Source organism: Providencia sp. wls1914, assembly GCF_009706645.1.
Lineage (GTDB): Bacteria > Pseudomonadota > Gammaproteobacteria > Enterobacterales > Enterobacteriaceae > Providencia > Providencia zhijiangensis.
In genome coordinates this window covers 248,320-268,175 of sequence record NZ_WLUN01000008.1, presented here as the reverse complement: position 1 = coordinate 268,175, position 19,856 = coordinate 248,320, and the positions used below count along the sequence as shown (strand labels likewise).

The window sequence follows — 19,856 nt, the reverse complement described above, 5'->3', positions numbered from 1 at the left end:
ACTCGGGAGTTAAGATATGCCTAAGTACCGTTCAGCAACAACCACTCATGGCCGTAATATGGCAGGTGCGCGAGCATTATGGCGCGCGACAGGTATGACCGATGATGATTTTGGTAAGCCAATTATTGCCGTTGTAAACTCATTTACTCAGTTTGTTCCGGGTCATGTACATTTACGTGATTTAGGTAAACTCGTCGCAGAACAAATAGAACAAGCAGGCGGCGTCGCGAAAGAGTTTAACACTATTGCTGTGGATGACGGGATTGCGATGGGGCATGGCGGTATGCTGTATTCCTTACCTTCCCGAGAGCTAATTGCTGATTCTGTGGAATATATGGTGAATGCGCACTGTGCAGATGCCATGGTCTGTATCTCCAACTGTGACAAAATTACCCCAGGCATGTTAATGGCGTCTTTGCGCCTGAACATTCCCGTGATCTTTGTTTCCGGCGGACCAATGGAAGCAGGAAAAACCAAGCTTTCAGATCAAATCATCAAGCTTGACCTTGTGGATGCGATGATCCAAGGTGCAAACCCAAATGTCAGTGATGAAGATAGTGAAAAAATTGAACGTTCAGCATGTCCAACGTGTGGGTCATGCTCAGGAATGTTTACTGCGAATTCAATGAACTGTTTAACTGAGGCATTAGGTCTTTCTCAGCCAGGAAATGGTTCATTACTTGCGACTCACGCTGATCGTAAAACGTTATTTATCAATGCAGGTAAGCGAATTGTTGAGCTGACTAAACGTTATTATGAGCAGAATGATGAGAGCGCATTACCGCGTAATATCGCAACAAAAGCCGCGTTTGAAAATGCGATGACATTAGATATCGCGATGGGTGGCTCCACAAATACCGTTCTGCATTTGCTGGCGGCTGCGCAAGAAGCGGAAGTGGATTTCACCATGGATGATATCGACCGCTTATCTCGCCAAGTCCCTCATTTATGTAAAGTTGCACCTAGCACCCAAAAATATCATATGGAAGATGTACACCGTGCTGGTGGCGTGATTGGTATTCTTGGGGAGCTGAGTCGTGCAGGTTTATTGCAGGAAGATGTGAAGAATATTTTAGGTCTTTCATTACCAGAAACATTGGCTCAGTACGATGTTATGTTGACGAATGATGAGTCTGTAAGGTCTATGTTCTCAGCGGGACCTGCGGGTATTCGTACCACCCAAGCATTTTCTCAGAATTGCCGTTGGCCATCACTGGATACTGACCGTGAAAATGGTTGTATCCGTAACCTCGAACATGCTTATAGCTTGGATGGTGGTTTGGCGGTACTTGCAGGAAATATCGCTGAAGATGGTTGTATCGTGAAAACAGCAGGGGTTGATGAAGGTAGCTTAACTTTCTGTGGGCCTGCGAAAGTGTTTGAAAGCCAAGATGATGCGGTAGAGGCAATTTTAGGTGGAAAAGTTGTCGCTGGTGATGTTGTCGTCATCCGCTATGAAGGCCCTAAAGGCGGACCGGGTATGCAAGAAATGTTGTACCCAACTTCCTATCTGAAATCGATGGGATTAGGCAAAGATTGTGCACTGATCACCGATGGGCGTTTCTCCGGTGGAAGTTCAGGTTTATCAATCGGCCATATCTCTCCTGAAGCGGCAAGCGGTGGATTACTGGCTCTGGTACAAGATGGGGATATTATCGATATCAATATTCCAAAACGTACCATGTCCCTAGATGTTAACGACAGTGAGCTGGCAAAACGTCGTGAAGCGGAATTAGCGCGTGGAGATAAAGCTTATACTCCGCGTAACCGTCAACGTGAGGTTTCTTTCGCTTTACGCGCTTATGCTTCTTTGGCGACGAGTGCGGATAAAGGCGCTGTACGCGATAAGTCTAAATTAGGAGGCTAATTGTGGCAGCCGCAAAACCATTACCAGCGGCACCGACAGGTGCCGATTATCTGAAGGCGGCGCTCAGTGCGCCAGTCTATGAAGCGGCGCAAGTGACACCGCTTCAGGAAATGAGCAAACTCTCTTCGCGTATGGGAAACACCATTTTAGTCAAACGCGAAGATAGGCAGCCAGTTCATAGTTTTAAGTTACGTGGCGCTTACGCCATGATTGCGGGCTTGACCGAAGAGCAAAAAGCCAAAGGTGTAGTCACTGCATCAGCGGGAAATCATGCACAGGGCGTAGCGTTGTCGGCTAATCGTGTTGGTATTAAGGCCAAAATTGTTATGCCAGTAGCAACCGCAGATATCAAAGTAGATGCTGTTCGCAGCTTTGGTGGAGAGGCCATTTTATACGGCGCAAATTTTGATGAAGCTAAAGCTCACGCAATTGAGATGGCAAAACGCGAAGGATATACCTTTGTACCGCCGTTTGATCATCCGTCTGTGATAGCAGGTCAAGCAACTATTGCACTAGAACTCCTTCAGCAGGATGCTCACCTCGACCGTATTTTTGTGCCTGTTGGGGGCGGTGGATTGATTGCCGGCGTCGCTGTATTAATCAAGCAGTTGATGCCTGAAATTAAGATTATCGGTGTAGAAGCTGAAGATGCTGCTTGCTTAAAAGCGGCATTAGAAGCTGGTCATCCCGTTGATCTCCCTCGTGTTGGTTTATTTGCGGAAGGCGTTGCTGTTAAACGTATTGGCGACGAAACCTTTCGACTATGCCAGCAGTATGTCGATGATGTGATCACCGTAGATAGTGATGCCATTTGTGCGGCACTGAAGGATATTTTTGAAGATGTGAGAGCGATTGCAGAACCGTCGGGGGCGCTAGCGCTGGCGGGACTGAAAAAATATGTTCAGCAACATAACATTAAAGGTGAAAGGCTGGCGCATATTCTGTCAGGCGCCAACATGAACTTCCATGGTTTACGTTATGTATCCGAGCGTTGTGAATTAGGTGAACAACGAGAAGCGCTTCTTGCAGTGACTATTCCTGAACAGAAAGGCAGTTTTTTGCGATTCTGCCAATTGCTTGGTAACCGCTCAATCACTGAGTTTAATTATCGTTATACTGATGCTGATCCAGAGCGAGCCTGCATTTTTGTGGGTGTTCGCTTAAATGGTGGTGAGCAAGAGCGGCATGACATCATTCAAGGGCTGCAAAATAATGGTTATGAAGTGGCTGATTTATCGGATGATGAAATGGCGAAGCTGCATGTGCGCTATATGATCGGTGGGCGACCATCGAAGCCATTAGATGAAAAATTGTATAGCTTTGAGTTTCCTGAATCTCCAGGGGCATTATTGAAGTTCCTAGAAACACTGGGAACTCACTGGAATATCACGCTATTTCATTATCGTAGTCACGGAACAGACTATGGGAGAGTGCTGGCGGCCTTTGAGCTTTCTGGTCCAGAAGTACGCTTTGATCGCCACCTTGATGCACTAGGATATGAATATCATGATGAAACGGGAAATCCATCCTTCCGTTTCTTCCTAGCGCCGCAAGATAGCAAAAGAACATTAGATTGAGTGTTCTGGGAGCAATTCCCAGAATGCTTTAATTAATGGTTCACTTAGGCGTTTGCTGAGCAGGCAAACGCCAAGTTCAAATGGTTCTACCATCGAAATATTATCGAGTTGAGATACACGGCTACGGACAGGCTCGGGGCTATTATCAACGACGACACTTGGTATTAATGCAATACCACAGCCCAATGCCACCATTGACACAATGGCTTCATGACCCGAAACCGTCGCATAAATTACCGGGTTATGGATTCGATGACGCTTAAACCATAATTCAATACGTTTACGAGAAGGGCCATGTTCAGGAAGAATGAACGGTACTGTAGACCAATCCGGCTCCTCTTCAGTCACCATACTCCGTACTGCGCAAGGTAGTGATGGGGCAATAAGTACGAGGGGGATTTCTCCAATTTTGGCGAATCGCACGTTATCTGGCAATTTTTCAGGTTTACCTGCGATGCCTAAATCCGCCTCTTTGGTTTCGACTTTTTCAACGGCATCTGCGGCATCGCCCGTGGTGAGTTTTATTTCAACGAGCGGATGCAAAGCACGAAATTTATCAAGCACTTGAGGTAAATGACTATATGCCGCAGTGACCGAGCAGAATAGGCGTAATTCGCCACTTAGTGATGGACTTTGCTGATTAAGCGCATGCTTTAGCTGCTGATATTGCAACAATGTTTGTTGGGCAAACTGTTTGAGATGCTCACCCGCTTGGGTCAGTTTCACCGAGCGGTTATCACGAATGAATAGTGGATGACCCAGTTGATCTTCCAAACGCTGAATTTGTCTTGATAGTGTGGATGGACTGACATGCATGGCTTTTGATGTGCGACCAAAGTGGCAACTTTCAGCTAAGTGCAAAAACAGTTGTAGATCACGAATATCCATTTTGCCCTCTGATGATACCTTGATTGATGTTGCAAATATTGCAACATTATATTGTTAATATATCAATTTAAGCAATGCTCATCATCGCATATAGTAAATCCATAACTGCTCAATAATGAGCAACAGGTAACGAAATTGCCTGATAATACGAACACAACAGAACACTGACCGAATAATGGAGTAAGACCATGGCGAATTATTTTAATACATTGAATTTACGTGAGCAGTTAGCGCAATTAGGCAAGTGTCGTTTCATGAAACGCGAAGAATTTGCAGATGAAGCAGGCTATCTGAAAGGTAAAAAAATCGTCATCGTCGGTTGTGGTGCTCAAGGACTGAACCAAGGTTTGAACATGCGCGACTCTGGTTTAGATATCGCTTATGCTTTGCGTCCAGAAGCGATCGCAGAAAAACGTGCATCATGGCGTAAAGCGACAGAAAATGGCTTCAAAGTTGGGACTTATGAAGAACTGATCCCTGAAGCAGATTTAGTTGTTAACTTAACGCCAGACAAACAACACTCTACCGTTGTTCGTGCGGTTCAGCCAATGATGAAACAAGGTGCTGCGTTAGGTTATTCTCACGGTTTCAACATCGTTGAGGTTGGTGAAGAAATTCGTAAAGACATCACGGTTGTGATGGTTGCTCCAAAATGTCCGGGTACCGAAGTTCGTGAAGAGTATAAGCGTGGCTTCGGTGTTCCAACGTTGATCGCGGTTCACCCTGAAAATGATCCGAAAGGTGAGGGTATGGCGATTGCGAAAGCATGGGCAGCAGCAACGGGTGGCCATCGTGCGGGCGTTCTGGAGTCCTCTTTCGTTGCTGAAGTTAAGTCTGACTTAATGGGTGAGCAAACAATTCTGTGCGGTATGTTGCAGGCAGGTGCGTTACTGAGCTATGACAAAATGGTTGCTGATGGAGTAGAGCCAGGCTATGCAGGGAAATTAATTCAGTTTGGTTGGGAAACAATCACTGAAGCACTGAAGCAGGGCGGCATCACCCTGATGATGGACCGCTTATCTAACCCAGCGAAAATCCGTGCTTATGCTTTATCAGAGCAGCTGAAAACCATTTTAGCGCCACTGTTCCAAAAACATATGGATGACATTATTTCTGGTGAGTTTTCATCAACAATGATGGCGGACTGGGCGAATAATGATAAAAACTTACTGGCATGGCGCGAAGAGACCGGTAAATCATCTTTTGAAAACTACCCAGAATTTGCAGGTAAAATTGCAGAGCAAGAATATTTTGACCACGGCGTTCTGTTAGTTGCGATGGTTAAAGCGGGTGTTGAGTTAGCATTCGATACTATGTTGGAAGCGGGTATCTTAGAAGAGTCAGCATATTATGAATCACTGCATGAGCTGCCATTGATTGCTAACACAATTGCACGTAAGCGTTTATATGAAATGAACGTGGTTATCTCGGATACTGCAGAGTACGGTAACTACCTGTTCTCATTCGCAGCGGTTCCAATGCTGAAAGAGTTTATGACCAAGTTACAAGCGGGTGATTTAGCGAAACCAGTTGCAGATAATGGGACAGATAACGCGCAATTACGTGATATCAACGAAGCTATCCGTAATCATCCTATCGAGAAGATCGGTAAGGTTTTACGGGGGTATATGACGGATATGAAGAAAATTTCAGTTGGAAGTTGATTTTTCGTCACTCTTCGCGTGATAGGCGCGTTGGCTGCGTTCGGTTACCCAAGTCACATACTCAATGTATGCTCCTTGAGATAACCTAATTTTTCGTCACTCTTCGCGTGATAGGTGCGTTGGCTGCGCTCGGTTACCCAAGTCACATACTAATGTATGCTCCTTGGGATAACCTCCTTTGCCGCCTTCCTCTAACGCGAATAGTTTAGAAAAATGTATGGCTGTCAAAAAAAACAGAAAACAGAAAACAGAAAACAGAAAACAGAAAACAGAAAACAGAAAACAGAAAGCAAACAAAACCACATCACTCTGCTGAATGATGTGGTTTTTTGTTTTTTATAAATAGGCAGGATCGTTGCTCAAGAGTTGGTTGGGTTTCTGCTACAATCTGTAGCGAATTCCTTTTTGAATAACTAACTGATGCAGAGAAACCATGCGATTAAATCCTAGCCAGCAACAGGCAGTTGAATATGTAGATGGTCCGTGCCTTGTTTTGGCAGGGGCAGGCTCAGGTAAAACACGGGTTATTACCAATAAAATTGCGCATCTGATCCGCCATTGTGGTTATCAGCCTCGGCAAATTGCGGCGGTGACATTTACCAATAAAGCCGCGCGCGAAATGAAAGAGCGTGTGGGACAAACATTAGGTAAAAAAGAAGCCCGAGGGCTAATCATTTCCACATTCCATACTTTGGGACTGGAAATTATCAAACGCGAATATAAAGCGTTAGGGATCAAAGCTAATTTTTCTTTGTTTGATGACCAAGACCAAATGGCGTTACTCAAAGAACTCACATTTGATCTGCTTGAGGAAGATAAAGATCTTCTTCAACAGCTGATCTCGGCGATCTCAAATTGGAAAAACGATCTGATCTCTCCGCAGCAAGTGGTTGGGCAAGCGAGAACGGAAAAAGAGCACCATTTTGCTGAGTGCTATCGCCGCTATGAGCTGCATTTAAAAAGTTGTAATGTCTTGGATTTTGATGACTTAATCAGCAAACCAACATTGCTGCTTTATCATAATGAAGAAGTCCGTGAGCGTTGGCAGCAAAAAATTCGTTATTTGCTGGTGGATGAATACCAAGATACGAACACCAGTCAGTATCAGCTAGTGAAATTACTCGTGGGCAGCCGTGCCCGCTTTACCGTCGTTGGTGATGATGACCAGTCTATTTATTCTTGGCGTGGTGCGAGGCCTCAAAACTTAGTGTTACTCAGCCAAGATTTTCCAAAACTGAATGTGATTAAGCTGGAGCAAAATTACCGCTCATCAGGCCGTATTTTGAAAGCGGCCAACATTTTGATTGCCAATAACCCCCATGTCTTCGAGAAAAAATTATTTTCTGAGTTGGGTTATGGGGCGCCATTAAAGGTGCTGACTGCAAATAATGAAGACCATGAAGCGGAACGTGTGATTGGTGAATTAATTGCTCACCACTTTATTAATAAAACCCAATATAAAGATTATGCGATCTTGTATCGAGGCAATCATCAGTCACGTATTTTTGAAAAAATGCTGATGCAAAACCGTATTCCTTACCGAATTTCGGGAGGGACATCCTTTTTCTCACGTCCTGAAATTAAAGATCTTTTAGCTTATTTGCGGGTGCTGACTAACCCTGAAGATGACAGTGCTTTTTTACGTATTGTGAATACGCCGCGCCGAGAAATTGGCCCTAAAACTATCCAAAAATTGGGAGAATGGGCGAATCAGCGAGGCAAAAGCTTATATCACGCCAGCTTTGATTTAGGTCTGGAACAGACTTTAACAGGGAAAGGCTTGGAAGCGTTGCAGCGTTTCACTCATTGGATGGAAGGGATAGTCCGGATTTCGGAGCGTGAACCATTGATAGCGGTACGGGATCTTTTACGGGAAATGGACTATGAGAGTTGGTTGTATGAAACCTCGGCCAGTGCCAAAGCCGCCGAAATGCGAATGAAAAACGTCAATCAATTGTTTACATGGATGAGCGAAATGATTGAAGGGGATGAGCTAAATGATCCAATGACGCTCAATCAGGTTGTCACTCGCTTTACGCTGCGCGATATGATGGAACGTGGGGAAGATGATGAAGATTCAGATCAGGTTCAGTTGATGACATTGCACGCATCTAAAGGTCTTGAATTTCCTTATGTTTTCTTAGTTGGAATGGAAGAGGGATTATTGCCTCATCAAAGTAGTATTGATGAAAATAATATTGATGAAGAGCGTCGACTGGCTTACGTGGGAATTACGCGAGCGCAGCGAGAGTTATTCTTTACTCATAGCCGTGAGCGTCGCCAATACGGCGAACTGATCCGCCCTGAACTGAGCCGCTTTTTGATGGAATTACCGCAAGATGATTTGGTGTGGGAACAACAACGAAAAGTGGTTACCGCTGAAGAGCGAATGCAAAAAGGGCAGTCCGCTTTAGCGGATATCAAGGCACGCTTGGGGTTAAATAAGAAAACTGATCAGTAGCAAAAGAGTTTAAGAGAGAGTTCCCACGACGAGGTGGGAACCTATCATGATCAATTTAGAGCGATATCAATTGGAGCTATTACGCTCTTCTAAGGCCAGTTGCCAATTCACATACCCTTGCCACTGAACTTCTTGCTGTAAATTTTCAGCTCGTAAAGGGTGTTCCTCAAGCCAGCGGTATGGCAGTGCGATGGTTAAATCTTGCCCATTAGCGTTAAGGCGCAATGCTGGTAATGTATCGTCACGTCTACGGCTGGCAAAAATAATGGCTAGGCGCAATAAACGGCATAATGCGTAAGTTTGCTGAATAGGTAATGCATTTTGTTGGCTCAGCGAAGCGAGGTCGATTTGACCTTGCTGGTTCTTGAGAAGAACCGCGAGAAAGCGTTTTTGCGCTGGTGTGAAGCCTGGTAAATCAAGGTGAGTGATTAAATAACTTGCGTGCTCTGGGCCTTTGCGAAAATCAACACTCAGCCCAATCTCATGTAATGCACAAGCGCTGGATAATAAATCACGGCAACGGCTATCTAATTCCCACTCTTTGGCAACTTGCAGGTAGAAATGTTCAGCAAGCTGGCGCACGCGGCTAGCCTGTTCAATATCCACAAGGAAGCGACGCTGAATATTGCGTAGCGTGCGTGCGCGAATATCTTGCTCAATAGGCAGTTCAAGCATGCCATACACTAAGCCTTCGCGAAGAGCGCCGCCGGCTAATGTCATATTTTCGATATTCAGAGCTTTGAAAATTGCGATCAGGATCGATAAGCCACTTGGGAAAACGAGGGCACGTTCAAACGTGAGGCCCTCGATTTCAAGCTCTTCTAATTTATGGCACTGGATAGCTTTATGTTTCAGTTGCTGTAATTTACTCAGAGTGATGAGTTCATCCATCCCTTGAGCAATCATGATTTCCTGAATCGCTTGTACAGTACCCGATGCACCGACACAAATTTTCCACCCATGGTTTTTAAGGGCATCTGCGATAGGCGCAATGACCTGTTGAGCTGCCGCTTCGGCTTGAGCGAAGTTTTCTTCTGTTAGCGTTCTGTCGCTAAAGTAGCGTTCAAGCCAAGTCACACAGCCCATTTCTAGGCTATAAAGTAGCTGAGCTTTAGCGCCTGTACCGGTGACAAGTTCGGTGCTGCCGCCCCCGATATCGACCACTAAGCGTTGCTCTGGCCCGCCAGTTGTATGGGCGACGCCTTGATAAATCAAGCGAGCTTCTTCTTCTCCTTGGATTATTTTTACGGGATTTCCGAGGATTTGGCTGGCTTTCTCAATAAAGACATCGGCATTTTTGGCAAGGCGTAATGTCGCGGTTGCCACAACTCGAATTTGCGAGTTAGGAATATCTTGCAGATGTTCTGAGAAGAGACGCAGGCATTGCCAGCCTCGTTCCATGGCTTGCTCAGATAAAATATTATCTTTATCTAAACCCGCAGCCAGACGAACTTTCCGTTTAACCCGAGAAATAATCTGAATGCTACCTGCAGTTTCGCGAACAACCAGCATATGAAAGCTGTTGGAACCCAAATCGATAGCGGCATACAGAGAAGAAGATTTCAGCATAGGGTATTTACTCAGCCTGCACGTTTATGGTTATTACGTGGGCCATTATGGCGACGCGGCGCATTAGAATTGCGGCGTGGACCACTAGGGCGCGGACGGTGACGGCGTTTTGGTGCCGGCAGGTCGCTCAGCAGTGCATCACTGTTATATTTACTGACAGGGATGGAGTGCTGAATATACTCTTCGATTGCAGGTAAGTTTAGTGCGTATTCTTCACACGCTAAGCTGATAGAATTTCCGCTTTCACCTGCACGACCTGTACGTCCAATACGGTGCACATAGTCTTCGCAATCGTCAGGTAAATCATAGTTAAATACATGAGTTACTGATGGAATATGTAATCCACGAGCAGCAACGTCAGTCGCAACCAAGATATCAATTTGACCTTGGGTGAACTGTTCTAAAATGCGCAGACGTTTTTTCTGTGCGACATCGCCAGTTAATAACCCGACACGGTGGCCATCGGCAGCAAGGTGAGCCCAGATATCATCACAACGATGCTTCGTATTGGCGAAAATAATGCAGCGCTCTGGCCACTCTTCTTCGAGTAGCGTTTGCAGTAGGCGCATTTTTTCTTCGTTGGATGGATAAAATAGCTCTTCTTTAATACGGTGACCGGTTTTTTGTAGTGGTTCAACCTCCACATATTCCGGGCTGTTCATTTGTTCAAACGCTAATTCTCTAACGCGGTAAGAGAGTGTTGCGGAGAACAGTAAGTTGAGTCGGTCTGCTGCGCCAGGCATACGGCGGAATAACCAACGAATATCTTTAATAAAACCGAGGTCGTACATACGGTCAGCTTCATCCAAAACAACAACTTGGATAGCCGCTAAATCAACGTGACCTTGTTTTGCATAATCAATAAGACGACCGGTTGTTCCAATAAGGATATCAACGCCGTTTTGTAATACGCGTAATTGCTCGTCATAGCCATCACCACCATAGGCTAGACCCATTTTCAAACCAGTGTACTCAGCCAGCTCTTTAGCATCTGAGTAAATCTGTACGGCTAATTCACGAGTAGGAGCCATGATCAGCGCACGTGGCTGATTGGTTTTTTTCCCCTCGATTGCCGGGTGAGTTAAGAGAAAATGAAATGTAGACGTTAGGAATGCTAACGTTTTACCTGTACCTGTTTGTGCTTGCCCCGCAACATCTTTGCCTTCGACAGTATAAGGCAGGGTAGACGCCTGAATAGGCGTGCAAAAGTTGAAGCCTTTTTTATTAAGTGCTTCAATGACTTTTGGGTGCAATGCGAAGTCGGAAAACTTCTTTTCTGTCAAGTGTGCTTTACTCATAGTATGTTAGAATATCAGTTATCGGTTGGTTTACGAAAGCGTATCTTTTGAAATAAAGCATACTGCTGCCAATTAATGTTACACTATGTCTGTAAAAATGATCCTTTGGAGTACAACATGAGCGACAAAATTAAACATATTACTGATGCAAGTTTTGAGTCAGACGTTCTAAATGCAAGTTCACCTGTTTTAGTCGACTTCTGGGCTGCATGGTGTGGACCTTGTAAAATGATCGCGCCAATCCTTGATGAAGTTGCTGAAGAATATACAGGCAAAGTGACTATCGCAAAACTGAATATTGATGATAATCCAGCGACTGCCCCAAAATTTGGTATTCGCGGTATCCCTACACTGTTATTATTCAAAAACGGCAGTGTAGCTGCAACTAAAGTTGGTGCTTTATCTAAAACTCAACTGAAAGAATTTCTAGACGAAAATCTGTAAGTTATAGCTTTATATAAGCCAAAACGTTTAGCGGCGCATTTATTTTATATAGAGAGTCGCTAGACGTCCCCATTTAAGCATGATAAGTTATCCGCATTCCTCATAGAGTACCCATAAGAATTACCTTGTTTTCCTTTGCTCTTTTCTGAAACGTCTAGCTTGCAGTTCTGTTCAATGCCAATTTTAGTTACTGACTATTAATCTAAAGTTGATAATTCATGGTTGTATCACTGTGACTTGAGTCTTGAGTAAATAAATGGGCTGTATTAGGGATAAGATGTTGTCCTAAAATGTATAAAAAACTATTGCTAATATTGATTACGTTTCTAATAATATGCGGCATGTCATCTTGATGATTACAACGCTTTCGTTAGTCACAACACCTTCACAGCAATATTAGTTGTAGCTAGCACAAATTTTAATGCATTGTTGTTGGTTATAAGTCCATATCTATCAACAGGGCACTATAAAGTTAAACTGGCGCTTCATAGGTTCACTATACTAAATAGGTTCACTATAAAAGTTGCCTCCAATTTACGTTCATAGTTCGAGAAATACCCCGAGTTAAAGAACCCACCATTATGAATCTTACCGAATTAAAAAATACGCCTGTATCAGAACTGATTACGTTAGGCGAAAACATGGGGCTAGAGAACTTAGCCCGTATGAGAAAGCAGGATATTATTTTCTCAATTTTGAAGCAGCATGCTAAAAGTGGAGAAGATATTTTCGGCGATGGCGTACTGGAAATATTGCAGGATGGATTTGGTTTCCTCCGTTCAGCAGACAGTTCTTACCTCGCAGGCCCTGATGATATCTATGTTTCCCCTAGCCAAATTCGCCGCTTTAACCTACGCACCGGCGACACCATTTCAGGAAAAATTCGTCCCCCGAAAGAAGGTGAACGCTATTTTGCACTCTTGAAAGTTAACGAAGTTAACTTTGACAAACCTGAAAATGCCCGCAGCAAAATCCTTTTTGAAAACTTAACCCCATTACATGCCAATAATCGTCTGCGCATGGAGCGTGGTAACGGTTCTACTGAAGATTTAACGGCGCGCGTATTGGATTTAGCCGCACCTATCGGTCGTGGACAGCGTGGTTTGATCGTTGCACCACCGAAAGCGGGTAAAACCATGTTACTGCAAAATATTGCGGCTAACATTGCCCATAACTACCCTGACTGCGTATTGATGGTTCTGCTGATCGATGAGCGTCCAGAAGAAGTTACTGAGATGCAACGCTTAGTGAAAGGTGAAGTTATCGCTTCAACGTTTGATGAGCCAGCTGCGCGTCACGTCCAAGTTGCTGAAATGGTTATCGAGAAAGCGAAACGTCTGGTTGAGCATAAAAAAGACGTTATCATTTTACTGGATTCTATTACTCGTCTTGCTCGTGCATACAACACCGTCGTTCCTTCATCAGGTAAAGTATTGACCGGTGGTGTGGACGCAAACGCATTACATCGTCCAAAACGTTTCTTCGGTGCTGCTCGTAACGTTGAAGAAGGTGGTAGCTTGACTATCATAGCGACCGCGTTAGTTGATACCGGTTCGAAAATGGATGAAGTGATTTACGAAGAATTTAAAGGAACAGGTAACATGGAATTACACCTGTCCCGTAAAATTGCTGAAAAACGTGTTTTCCCTGCGATTGATTACAACCGCTCTGGTACACGTAAAGAAGAGCTGCTCACCTCCCAAGATGAGCTGCAAAAAATGTGGATCCTGCGTAAGATTATTCACCCAATGGGCGAAATCGATGCAATGGAATTCCTCATCAGCAAATTAGCAATGACTAAGACTAACGAAGAGTTCTTTGATTTTATGAAAAGAGCATAGTCTCGTTAGGATTATGAGTATAGAAATAGGCGCTCTAATTAGGGCGCCTATTTTTTTATCAGTGAACAGTGAACATTCACAAAATAATAGTCTTTATTATTTATCAACATAAGCATGAATTACTTTCTTGATGAGTAAAATGAAATAATCAACGGATGCTAGCTTATTCTCTATAAGATGGTATTTTTTACATTAATTTTTATACTTAGATTTATCCAATGACTGATATTTACTCATTCATATGAAAAGTGATAGTGATGGTCGGTTAATATGTTGGAGATTGTTTTTATGGCATGCATCTTGCAATGTTAAGGGATAAAATCTTTAAGGTGAGTTTGTAACGCAAAACTATATCGGCGTATTGGTATTTCCGGCATGTTTTGTGCATATCAAAACGCAGGAAATCTGTTTTAGAGTACCATTTTTTGTTCGAATACTATGTGGCGGCAGTAATTTATCACAGCAACCAAAAGTTTTAGTGTTTAAAAGTTGGATAGAAATATAAGAGAGTAGAACAGTGGATAGCACACACTTTGTAAGTAATCTCTTCTATGTCTTTTTGTTTACCTTAGCTTTTATTTTTGTCGCGCGTATTGTGGCGAAAAAAATTGGCTTGGTTGATAAACCGAATTTCAGGAAGAAACACGTAGGATTGGTTCCTCTCGTTGGAGGGATCTCTGTTTTCTTTGGCGTTTGCTTCGCGTTTATGATCACGGAAGAATACATTCCCCATAAGTGGCTATATATTGCTTGTGCGGGGCTCTTAGTGTTCGTTGGTGCTCTGGATGATAGGTTTGATATCAGCGTGAAATTACGCGCTGGGGTTCAAGCTATCGTCGCTGTCGTCATGATGACAGCTGGTGGGTTGTCGTTAGAGTCTCTAGGCCATGCATTTGGTCCTTGGGAACTGGTACTTGGGCCATTTGGTTATATCGTCACCTTATTTGCCGTTTGGGCTGCAATCAATGCCTTTAACATGGTTGATGGCATCGATGGTTTATTAGGCGGATTGTCCTCGGTTTCCTTTGGAGCCCTTGGTTTCTTACTGTATCAGAATGGTAACTATGCGTTAGCGTTTTGGTGTTTTGCATTTATAGCAGCTATTCTTCCTTATATCCTCATGAATATGGGCGTTTTAGGGCGTCGCTTTAAAGTGTTCATGGGTGATGCGGGAAGTACGTTGATTGGCTTTACCATTATTTGGATCCTTGTTGCTTCAACACAAGAAGATGTCCATCCAATAAACCCTGTGACTGCATTATGGATTATTGCTATTCCGCTTATGGATATGGTGGCAATTATGTACCGCCGTATTCGTAAAGGTATGAGTCCATTCTCACCGGATCGTCAGCATATTCATCACTTGATTATGCGCTCAGGTTTTACCCCGAAAGGGGCATTTGTAATCATCACATTGGCTGCGGCAATTCTTGCGTGTATTGGTATTATTGGCGAGCGCCTTTCATTCGTTCCTGAATGGGTAATGTTGGCATTATTTTTGCTTGTATTTATGATGTATGGTTACTGCATCAAGCGAGCATGGAAAGTCGCCCGTTTTATCAAGCGAATTAGACGTCGTGCGCGTAAGAGTGCGGTCCGGTAACGACAAACGAACTATAGAGGTTCTGTGCAGTGAATAACTCAGAAACGCAACCTAATCAACATCAAACCTCGCTTGAAGCGGAGTTAGATATTCGTGATTTATGCCGTTCACTATGGCAGGGTAAAATTTGGATCGTCGCATGTGCAGTGATTTTTGCTGCGATTGCACTGGGAGCATCCTATTTTATGCAGCCGAAGTGGAGCACAACGGCTATCACGGATTTACCGACTGTGAACAATCTGGGAAGTTATTATTCTCAGCAACAATTTCTGCGCAACCTTGATTCTCGTATTAATGCGGTGGGGCAAGAAGGGCAGCTACCAACGATTGCCAAAGAAGCTTATGAAGAATTTACCAAACAATTAGGTTCTTACGATACTCGCCGCCAATTTTGGTTAGGTACTGAGTATTATAAGCAACGCTTGGAAAATGACCCGAAAGCGGATGCGGCATTGTTGGACGAGCTGATCAACAATATCGAATATACGCCAGCTGATGCACTCAAAAACCCAACAGATAGCGTGAAGTTAGTAGCTGAAACAGCAACAGACAGCAATCAACTGTTACGTGAATATATTGAGTTTGCTAATCAGCGTGCAACGACAAATTTGAATGATGAATTGAAAGGGACGTGGGCAACCAAAACCCAATCAATGAAAGCGTTAGTTAAACGTGAAGCGATGGTAGCAACGGCAGCGTATGACCGTCGTCTAAATAGCCTTGAACAAGCTCTTAAAGTGGCTGAGAAGCAAGGTATTTCACGTAATCAAACGACTGCTCCAGTGGATGAAATTCCTGACTCAAAAATGTTCATGTTAGGTGTTCCATTACTGCAAGCTCAAATTGAGACGTTAAAAGCAACAGGTCCAGATTTTGATACAGATTATGATCAGAATGTGGCGATGTTATCGACGCTGAATGTTGAACCTGTTCTTCAAGATAATTTCCATGCGTATCGTTATCTGCGAACGCCTGAAGATCCAATCAAACGCGATAGTCCGCGCAGAGCATTTATTGCTGTTCTGTGGGGTGCAATTGGTATGTTAGTAGGTGCCGGAGTGGTACTGTCTCGCCGTCGCCCATCGTAATGTCATATTCGCCACCGGCGGCAAGGTCGGTGGCGAAATAGCATCATTAAAACTAAAGAAAGCAGTAAACTGCGAAGAAAATATAAGAGAGTCACTGTGAAAGTATTGACTGTATTCGGCACACGGCCTGAAGCCATTAAAATGGCTCCATTGGTTCATGCTCTTGCTGATGATGCAGACTTTGAAGCGAAAGTGTGTGTCACCGCTCAGCACCGTGAAATGCTAGATCAAGTACTGAACTTATTTGAGATCACGCCCGATTATGATCTCAACATTATGAAGCCAGGTCAGGATTTAACCGATATTACTTGCCGTATTTTGGAAGGATTAAAGGCAGTATTTGCGGATTTCCAACCGGATGTTGTCCTTGTGCACGGCGATACCGCCACAACAATGGCAACCAGTCTTGCGGCATTCTACCATCGCATTCCAGTTGGGCATGTTGAAGCTGGACTGCGCACAGGAAACCTCTACTCGCCATGGCCAGAAGAAGGTAACCGTAAAATTGCGGGACACCTTGCTCAATACCATTTCGCGCCGACAGAAAACTCGCGCCAAAACTTACTCAATGAATCTATTCCCGATAGCCATATTTCTGTGACTGGCAATACAGTCATTGATGCGCTGTTGTGGGTCAAAGAGAAGGTCATGGGTAACCAAAATATGATGGCTGAATTAGCCGGAAATTACCCATTTATCGATCCAAATAAAAAAATGTTGCTTGTGACCGGCCACCGCCGTGAAAGTTTTGGTGGCGGTTTCGAGCGTATTTGTCATGCATTAGCGGATATCGCTCAAGCGCACCCTGATGTTCAAGTGGTTTACCCAGTTCACTTGAACCCAAATGTGAGCGAGCCAGTAAAACGAATTCTGCATGGTATTGATAATATTATCTTAATTAGTCCTCAAGAATATCTGCCGTTCGTCTATTTGATGAACCATGCGTATCTGATTTTAACGGATTCCGGTGGTATTCAAGAAGAAGCGCCATCTTTAGGCAAACCTGTTTTAGTTATGAGAGATACCACCGAACGCCCTGAAGCGGTTGATGCAGGGACAGTTCGTTTAGTGGGAACAGATACACAAACCATTGTAAATGAAGTTAATCGGTTACTGACAGATGAAGCGGAATATCACGAAATGAGCCGCGCACATAACCCGTATGGTGATGGTCATGCTTGTCAGCGTATTCTTGCAGCATTAAAAAGCAATCAGGTGAAATTATGAGTTTTGAAACTATTTCTGTTATCGGCCTCGGTTATATCGGTTTACCAACAGCGGCAGCCTTCGCATCTCGTAAGAAGCAGGTTGTCGGCGTAGATGTCAACCAGCATGCTGTTGACACTATCAATCAAGGTAAAATCCATATTGTGGAACCTGAGCTGGATGTTGTGGTGAAAAAAGCGGTTGAAGAAGGTCACTTAAAAGCCTTCACCAAGCCACAACCCGCAGACGCATTCCTGATTGCTGTTCCTACACCATTCAAAGGTGAACACGAGCCTGATTTGGTGTACGTGAAAGCGGCAGCTGAGTCTATCGCACCAGTCCTGAAAAAAGGCGACTTAGTGATCCTTGAATCTACGTCTCCAGTGGGTACGACTGAGCAAATGGCGCAGTGGTTAGCCGCCGCTCGCCCTGATTTGACCTTCCCTCACCAAGCTGGTGAAGAAGCAGATATCGATGTGGCATACTGCCCTGAGCGCGTACTACCGGGCCAAGTGATGGTTGAACTGATCAAAAATGACCGTGTTGTTGGCGGGATGACACCGAAATCTTCACTGCGTGCTAGCGAACTGTACAACATCTTCTTAGAAGGTGAGTGTGTAATCACTAACTCAAGAACGGCTGAAATGTGTAAGTTAACGGAAAACAGTTTCCGTGACGTTAACATCGCATTTGCTAACGAGTTATCGCTGATTTGTGCAGACCAAGATATCAATGTTTGGGAACTGATTAGCCTTGCAAACCGTCACCCTCGCGTGAACATTCTGCAGCCGGGCCCAGGCGTTGGTGGTCACTGTATCGCGGTCGACCCGTGGTTTATCGTGGCTCAAAGCCCAAAACAATCTCGTTTAATCCACACTGCGCGTTTAGTTAACGATGGCAAGCCAATTTGGGTTGTTGATCAAGTAAAAGCGGCGGTGGCCGATTGCTTAGTGGAAACTGGCAAAAAAGCGAATGAAATCAAAATCGCATGTTTCGGTTTATCGTTCAAACCAAACATCGATGACCTGCGCGAAAGCCCAGCAATGCACATCACCAAGATGGTTGCGAACTGGAACCCAGGTAAAACATTTGCGGTGGAACCGCATATTCACGAATTACCAACGGCACTGAAAGGTATTGCTGAACTGGTTTCTATTGAAACTGCCGTGAGCGAAGCGGATGTGATCCTGATGTTAGTCGACCATAACCTGTTTAAAGGTATCCAAGGTTCTGCTATCCCACAAAAATGGGTTGTGGATACAAAAGGAGTATGGCGTTGAAACGTATTTTAATTACAGGTGGAGCCGGCTTTATCGGCTCTGCTGTTGTTCGTCATGTGATTGAAAACACAAAAGATCACGCGATTGTGGTTGACTGCTTAACTTATGCGGGCAATTTGGAATCATTAGCGGAAGTCGCCAATAGCGAGCGCTATGCTTTTGAACAAGTGAACATTTGTGACCGTGCTGCATTGGATAAAGTGTTTGCTGAACACAAACCTGATGTCGTGATGCATTTAGCGGCAGAAAGCCACGTAGACCGTTCGATTGATGGCCCTGCGGCATTTATCGAAACTAACATCGTGGGTACTTACACCTTGTTAGAAGCGGCGCGTCATTACTGGTCTGCACTTGAAGATAGTAAAAAAGCGGCTTTCCGTTTCCATCACATTTCAACTGATGAAGTGTATGGCGACTTGGAAGGTCCAGATGGCTTCTTTACGGAAGCTACACCGTATGCACCAAGCAGCCCATATTCAGCCTCAAAAGCGTCTAGCGACCACTTAGTGCGTGCGTGGCAGAGAACGTATGGTTTACCAACCATGATCACCAACTGCTCAAATAACTATGGTCCTTATCACTTCCCTGAGAAGCTGATCCCATTGATTATTTTGAATGCGATTTCCGGTAAGCCGCTGCCAGTGTACGGCAAAGGTGAGCAAATTCGTGACTGGCTGTTTGTGGAAGACCATGCGCGAGCGCTGCATTTAGTAGCGACTCAAGCACAGCCGGGTTCAACCTACAATATTGGTGGCCATAACGAGCGCCGTAATATTCAAGTGGTTGAAACAATTTGTGAATTACTTGAAGAGCTGCACCCGCAGAAACCTCAAGGGGTTGCTCATTACCGCGACTTAATCACGTATGTGAAAGACCGTCCTGGTCACGATATGCGCTACGCCATTGACGCCGATAAAATTGAGCGTGAATTAGGCTGGACACCAGAAGAGACGTTTGAATCCGGGATCCGTAAAACGGTGCTGTGGTATTTAAACAATGAAACTTGGTGGCGTCGTGTGCAAGATGGCTCCTATGCCGGCGAACGTCTAGGCTTAGGCAGCTAGGAGGCA

At 44.4% G+C, this 19,856-nt stretch carries 8 protein-coding genes and 6 pseudogenes; 11 read left to right on the top strand and 3 right to left on the bottom strand.

Annotation, left to right across the window (positions count from 1 at the left end):
* Positions 1-16: 16 nt before the first annotated feature.
* Entirely contained in the window at positions 17-1,867 is a 1,851-nt protein-coding gene (gene ilvD, locus GKR74_RS07415) for a dihydroxy-acid dehydratase (RefSeq protein ID WP_154603096.1), read from the top strand.
* 2 nt (positions 1,868-1,869) lie between these two features.
* Positions 1,870-3,480, top strand: a pseudogene (ilvA, locus tag GKR74_RS07410) (threonine ammonia-lyase, biosynthetic).
* Here the strand turns inward: ilvA and ilvY are convergent.
* A complete protein-coding gene (ilvY, locus tag GKR74_RS07405) occupies positions 3,436-4,332 on the bottom strand; it encodes an HTH-type transcriptional activator IlvY (protein ID WP_154603095.1) in 897 nt (298 codons plus the stop codon). The pseudogene ilvA and the gene ilvY sit on opposite strands and share 45 nt — an antisense overlap.
* A gap of 188 nt (positions 4,333-4,520) precedes the next feature.
* Between ilvY and ilvC the strand changes: the two are divergent.
* Both ilvC and rep read left to right on the top strand, forming a co-directional pair.
* A pseudogene (gene ilvC / locus GKR74_RS07400) lies at positions 4,521-5,990 on the top strand (ketol-acid reductoisomerase); the annotation flags it as partial.
* A gap of 439 nt (positions 5,991-6,429) precedes the next feature.
* The gene (gene rep / locus GKR74_RS07395) at positions 6,430-8,457 is read left to right on the top strand and encodes a DNA helicase Rep (protein WP_154603093.1); all 2,028 of its coding nucleotides are present in this window, start codon (positions 6,430-6,432) and stop codon (positions 8,455-8,457) included.
* A gap of 9 nt (positions 8,458-8,466) precedes the next feature.
* Here rep and gppA read toward each other — a convergent pair.
* Together gppA and rhlB are read right to left on the bottom strand one after the other, a co-directional pair.
* Positions 8,467-10,026, bottom strand: a pseudogene (gene gppA, locus GKR74_RS07390) (guanosine-5'-triphosphate,3'-diphosphate diphosphatase).
* Between the two features lie 14 nt (positions 10,027-10,040).
* A pseudogene (rhlB, locus tag GKR74_RS07385) lies at positions 10,041-11,324 on the bottom strand (ATP-dependent RNA helicase RhlB); the annotation flags it as partial.
* Between the two features lie 117 nt (positions 11,325-11,441).
* Here rhlB and trxA point away from each other — a divergent pair.
* From trxA to rffG, 7 genes and pseudogenes are all read left to right on the top strand, one after another.
* The gene (trxA, locus tag GKR74_RS07380) at positions 11,442-11,768 is read left to right on the top strand and encodes a thioredoxin TrxA (protein WP_036948804.1); all 327 of its coding nucleotides are present in this window, start codon (positions 11,442-11,444) and stop codon (positions 11,766-11,768) included.
* Positions 11,769-12,349: 581 nt separating this feature from the next.
* On the top strand, positions 12,350-13,609 hold the full coding sequence (gene rho / locus GKR74_RS07375) for a transcription termination factor Rho (RefSeq protein ID WP_004915469.1): 1,260 nt from the start codon (positions 12,350-12,352) through the stop codon (positions 13,607-13,609).
* A 517-nt stretch (positions 13,610-14,126) separates the two neighbouring features.
* Entirely contained in the window at positions 14,127-15,212 is a 1,086-nt protein-coding gene (wecA, locus tag GKR74_RS07370) for a UDP-N-acetylglucosamine--undecaprenyl-phosphate N-acetylglucosaminephosphotransferase (RefSeq protein ID WP_181477696.1), read from the top strand.
* A 29-nt stretch (positions 15,213-15,241) separates the two neighbouring features.
* Positions 15,242-16,300, top strand: a complete 1,059-nt coding sequence (gene wzzE / locus GKR74_RS07365) for an ECA polysaccharide chain length modulation protein (protein ID WP_181477695.1) — start codon at positions 15,242-15,244, stop codon at positions 16,298-16,300.
* Positions 16,301-16,396: 96 nt separating this feature from the next.
* Positions 16,397-17,524: pseudogene (gene wecB / locus GKR74_RS07360) on the top strand (non-hydrolyzing UDP-N-acetylglucosamine 2-epimerase); the annotation flags it as partial.
* Positions 17,524-18,798, top strand: a pseudogene (wecC, locus tag GKR74_RS07355) (UDP-N-acetyl-D-mannosamine dehydrogenase). The pseudogenes wecB and wecC, both read left to right, overlap by 1 nt.
* The gene (rffG, locus tag GKR74_RS07350) at positions 18,777-19,850 is read left to right on the top strand and encodes a dTDP-glucose 4,6-dehydratase (protein ID WP_195848755.1); all 1,074 of its coding nucleotides are present in this window, start codon (positions 18,777-18,779) and stop codon (positions 19,848-19,850) included. Before wecC ends, rffG begins: the two are co-directional and overlap by 22 nt.
* The last annotated feature ends 6 nt before the right edge of the window (positions 19,851-19,856 follow it).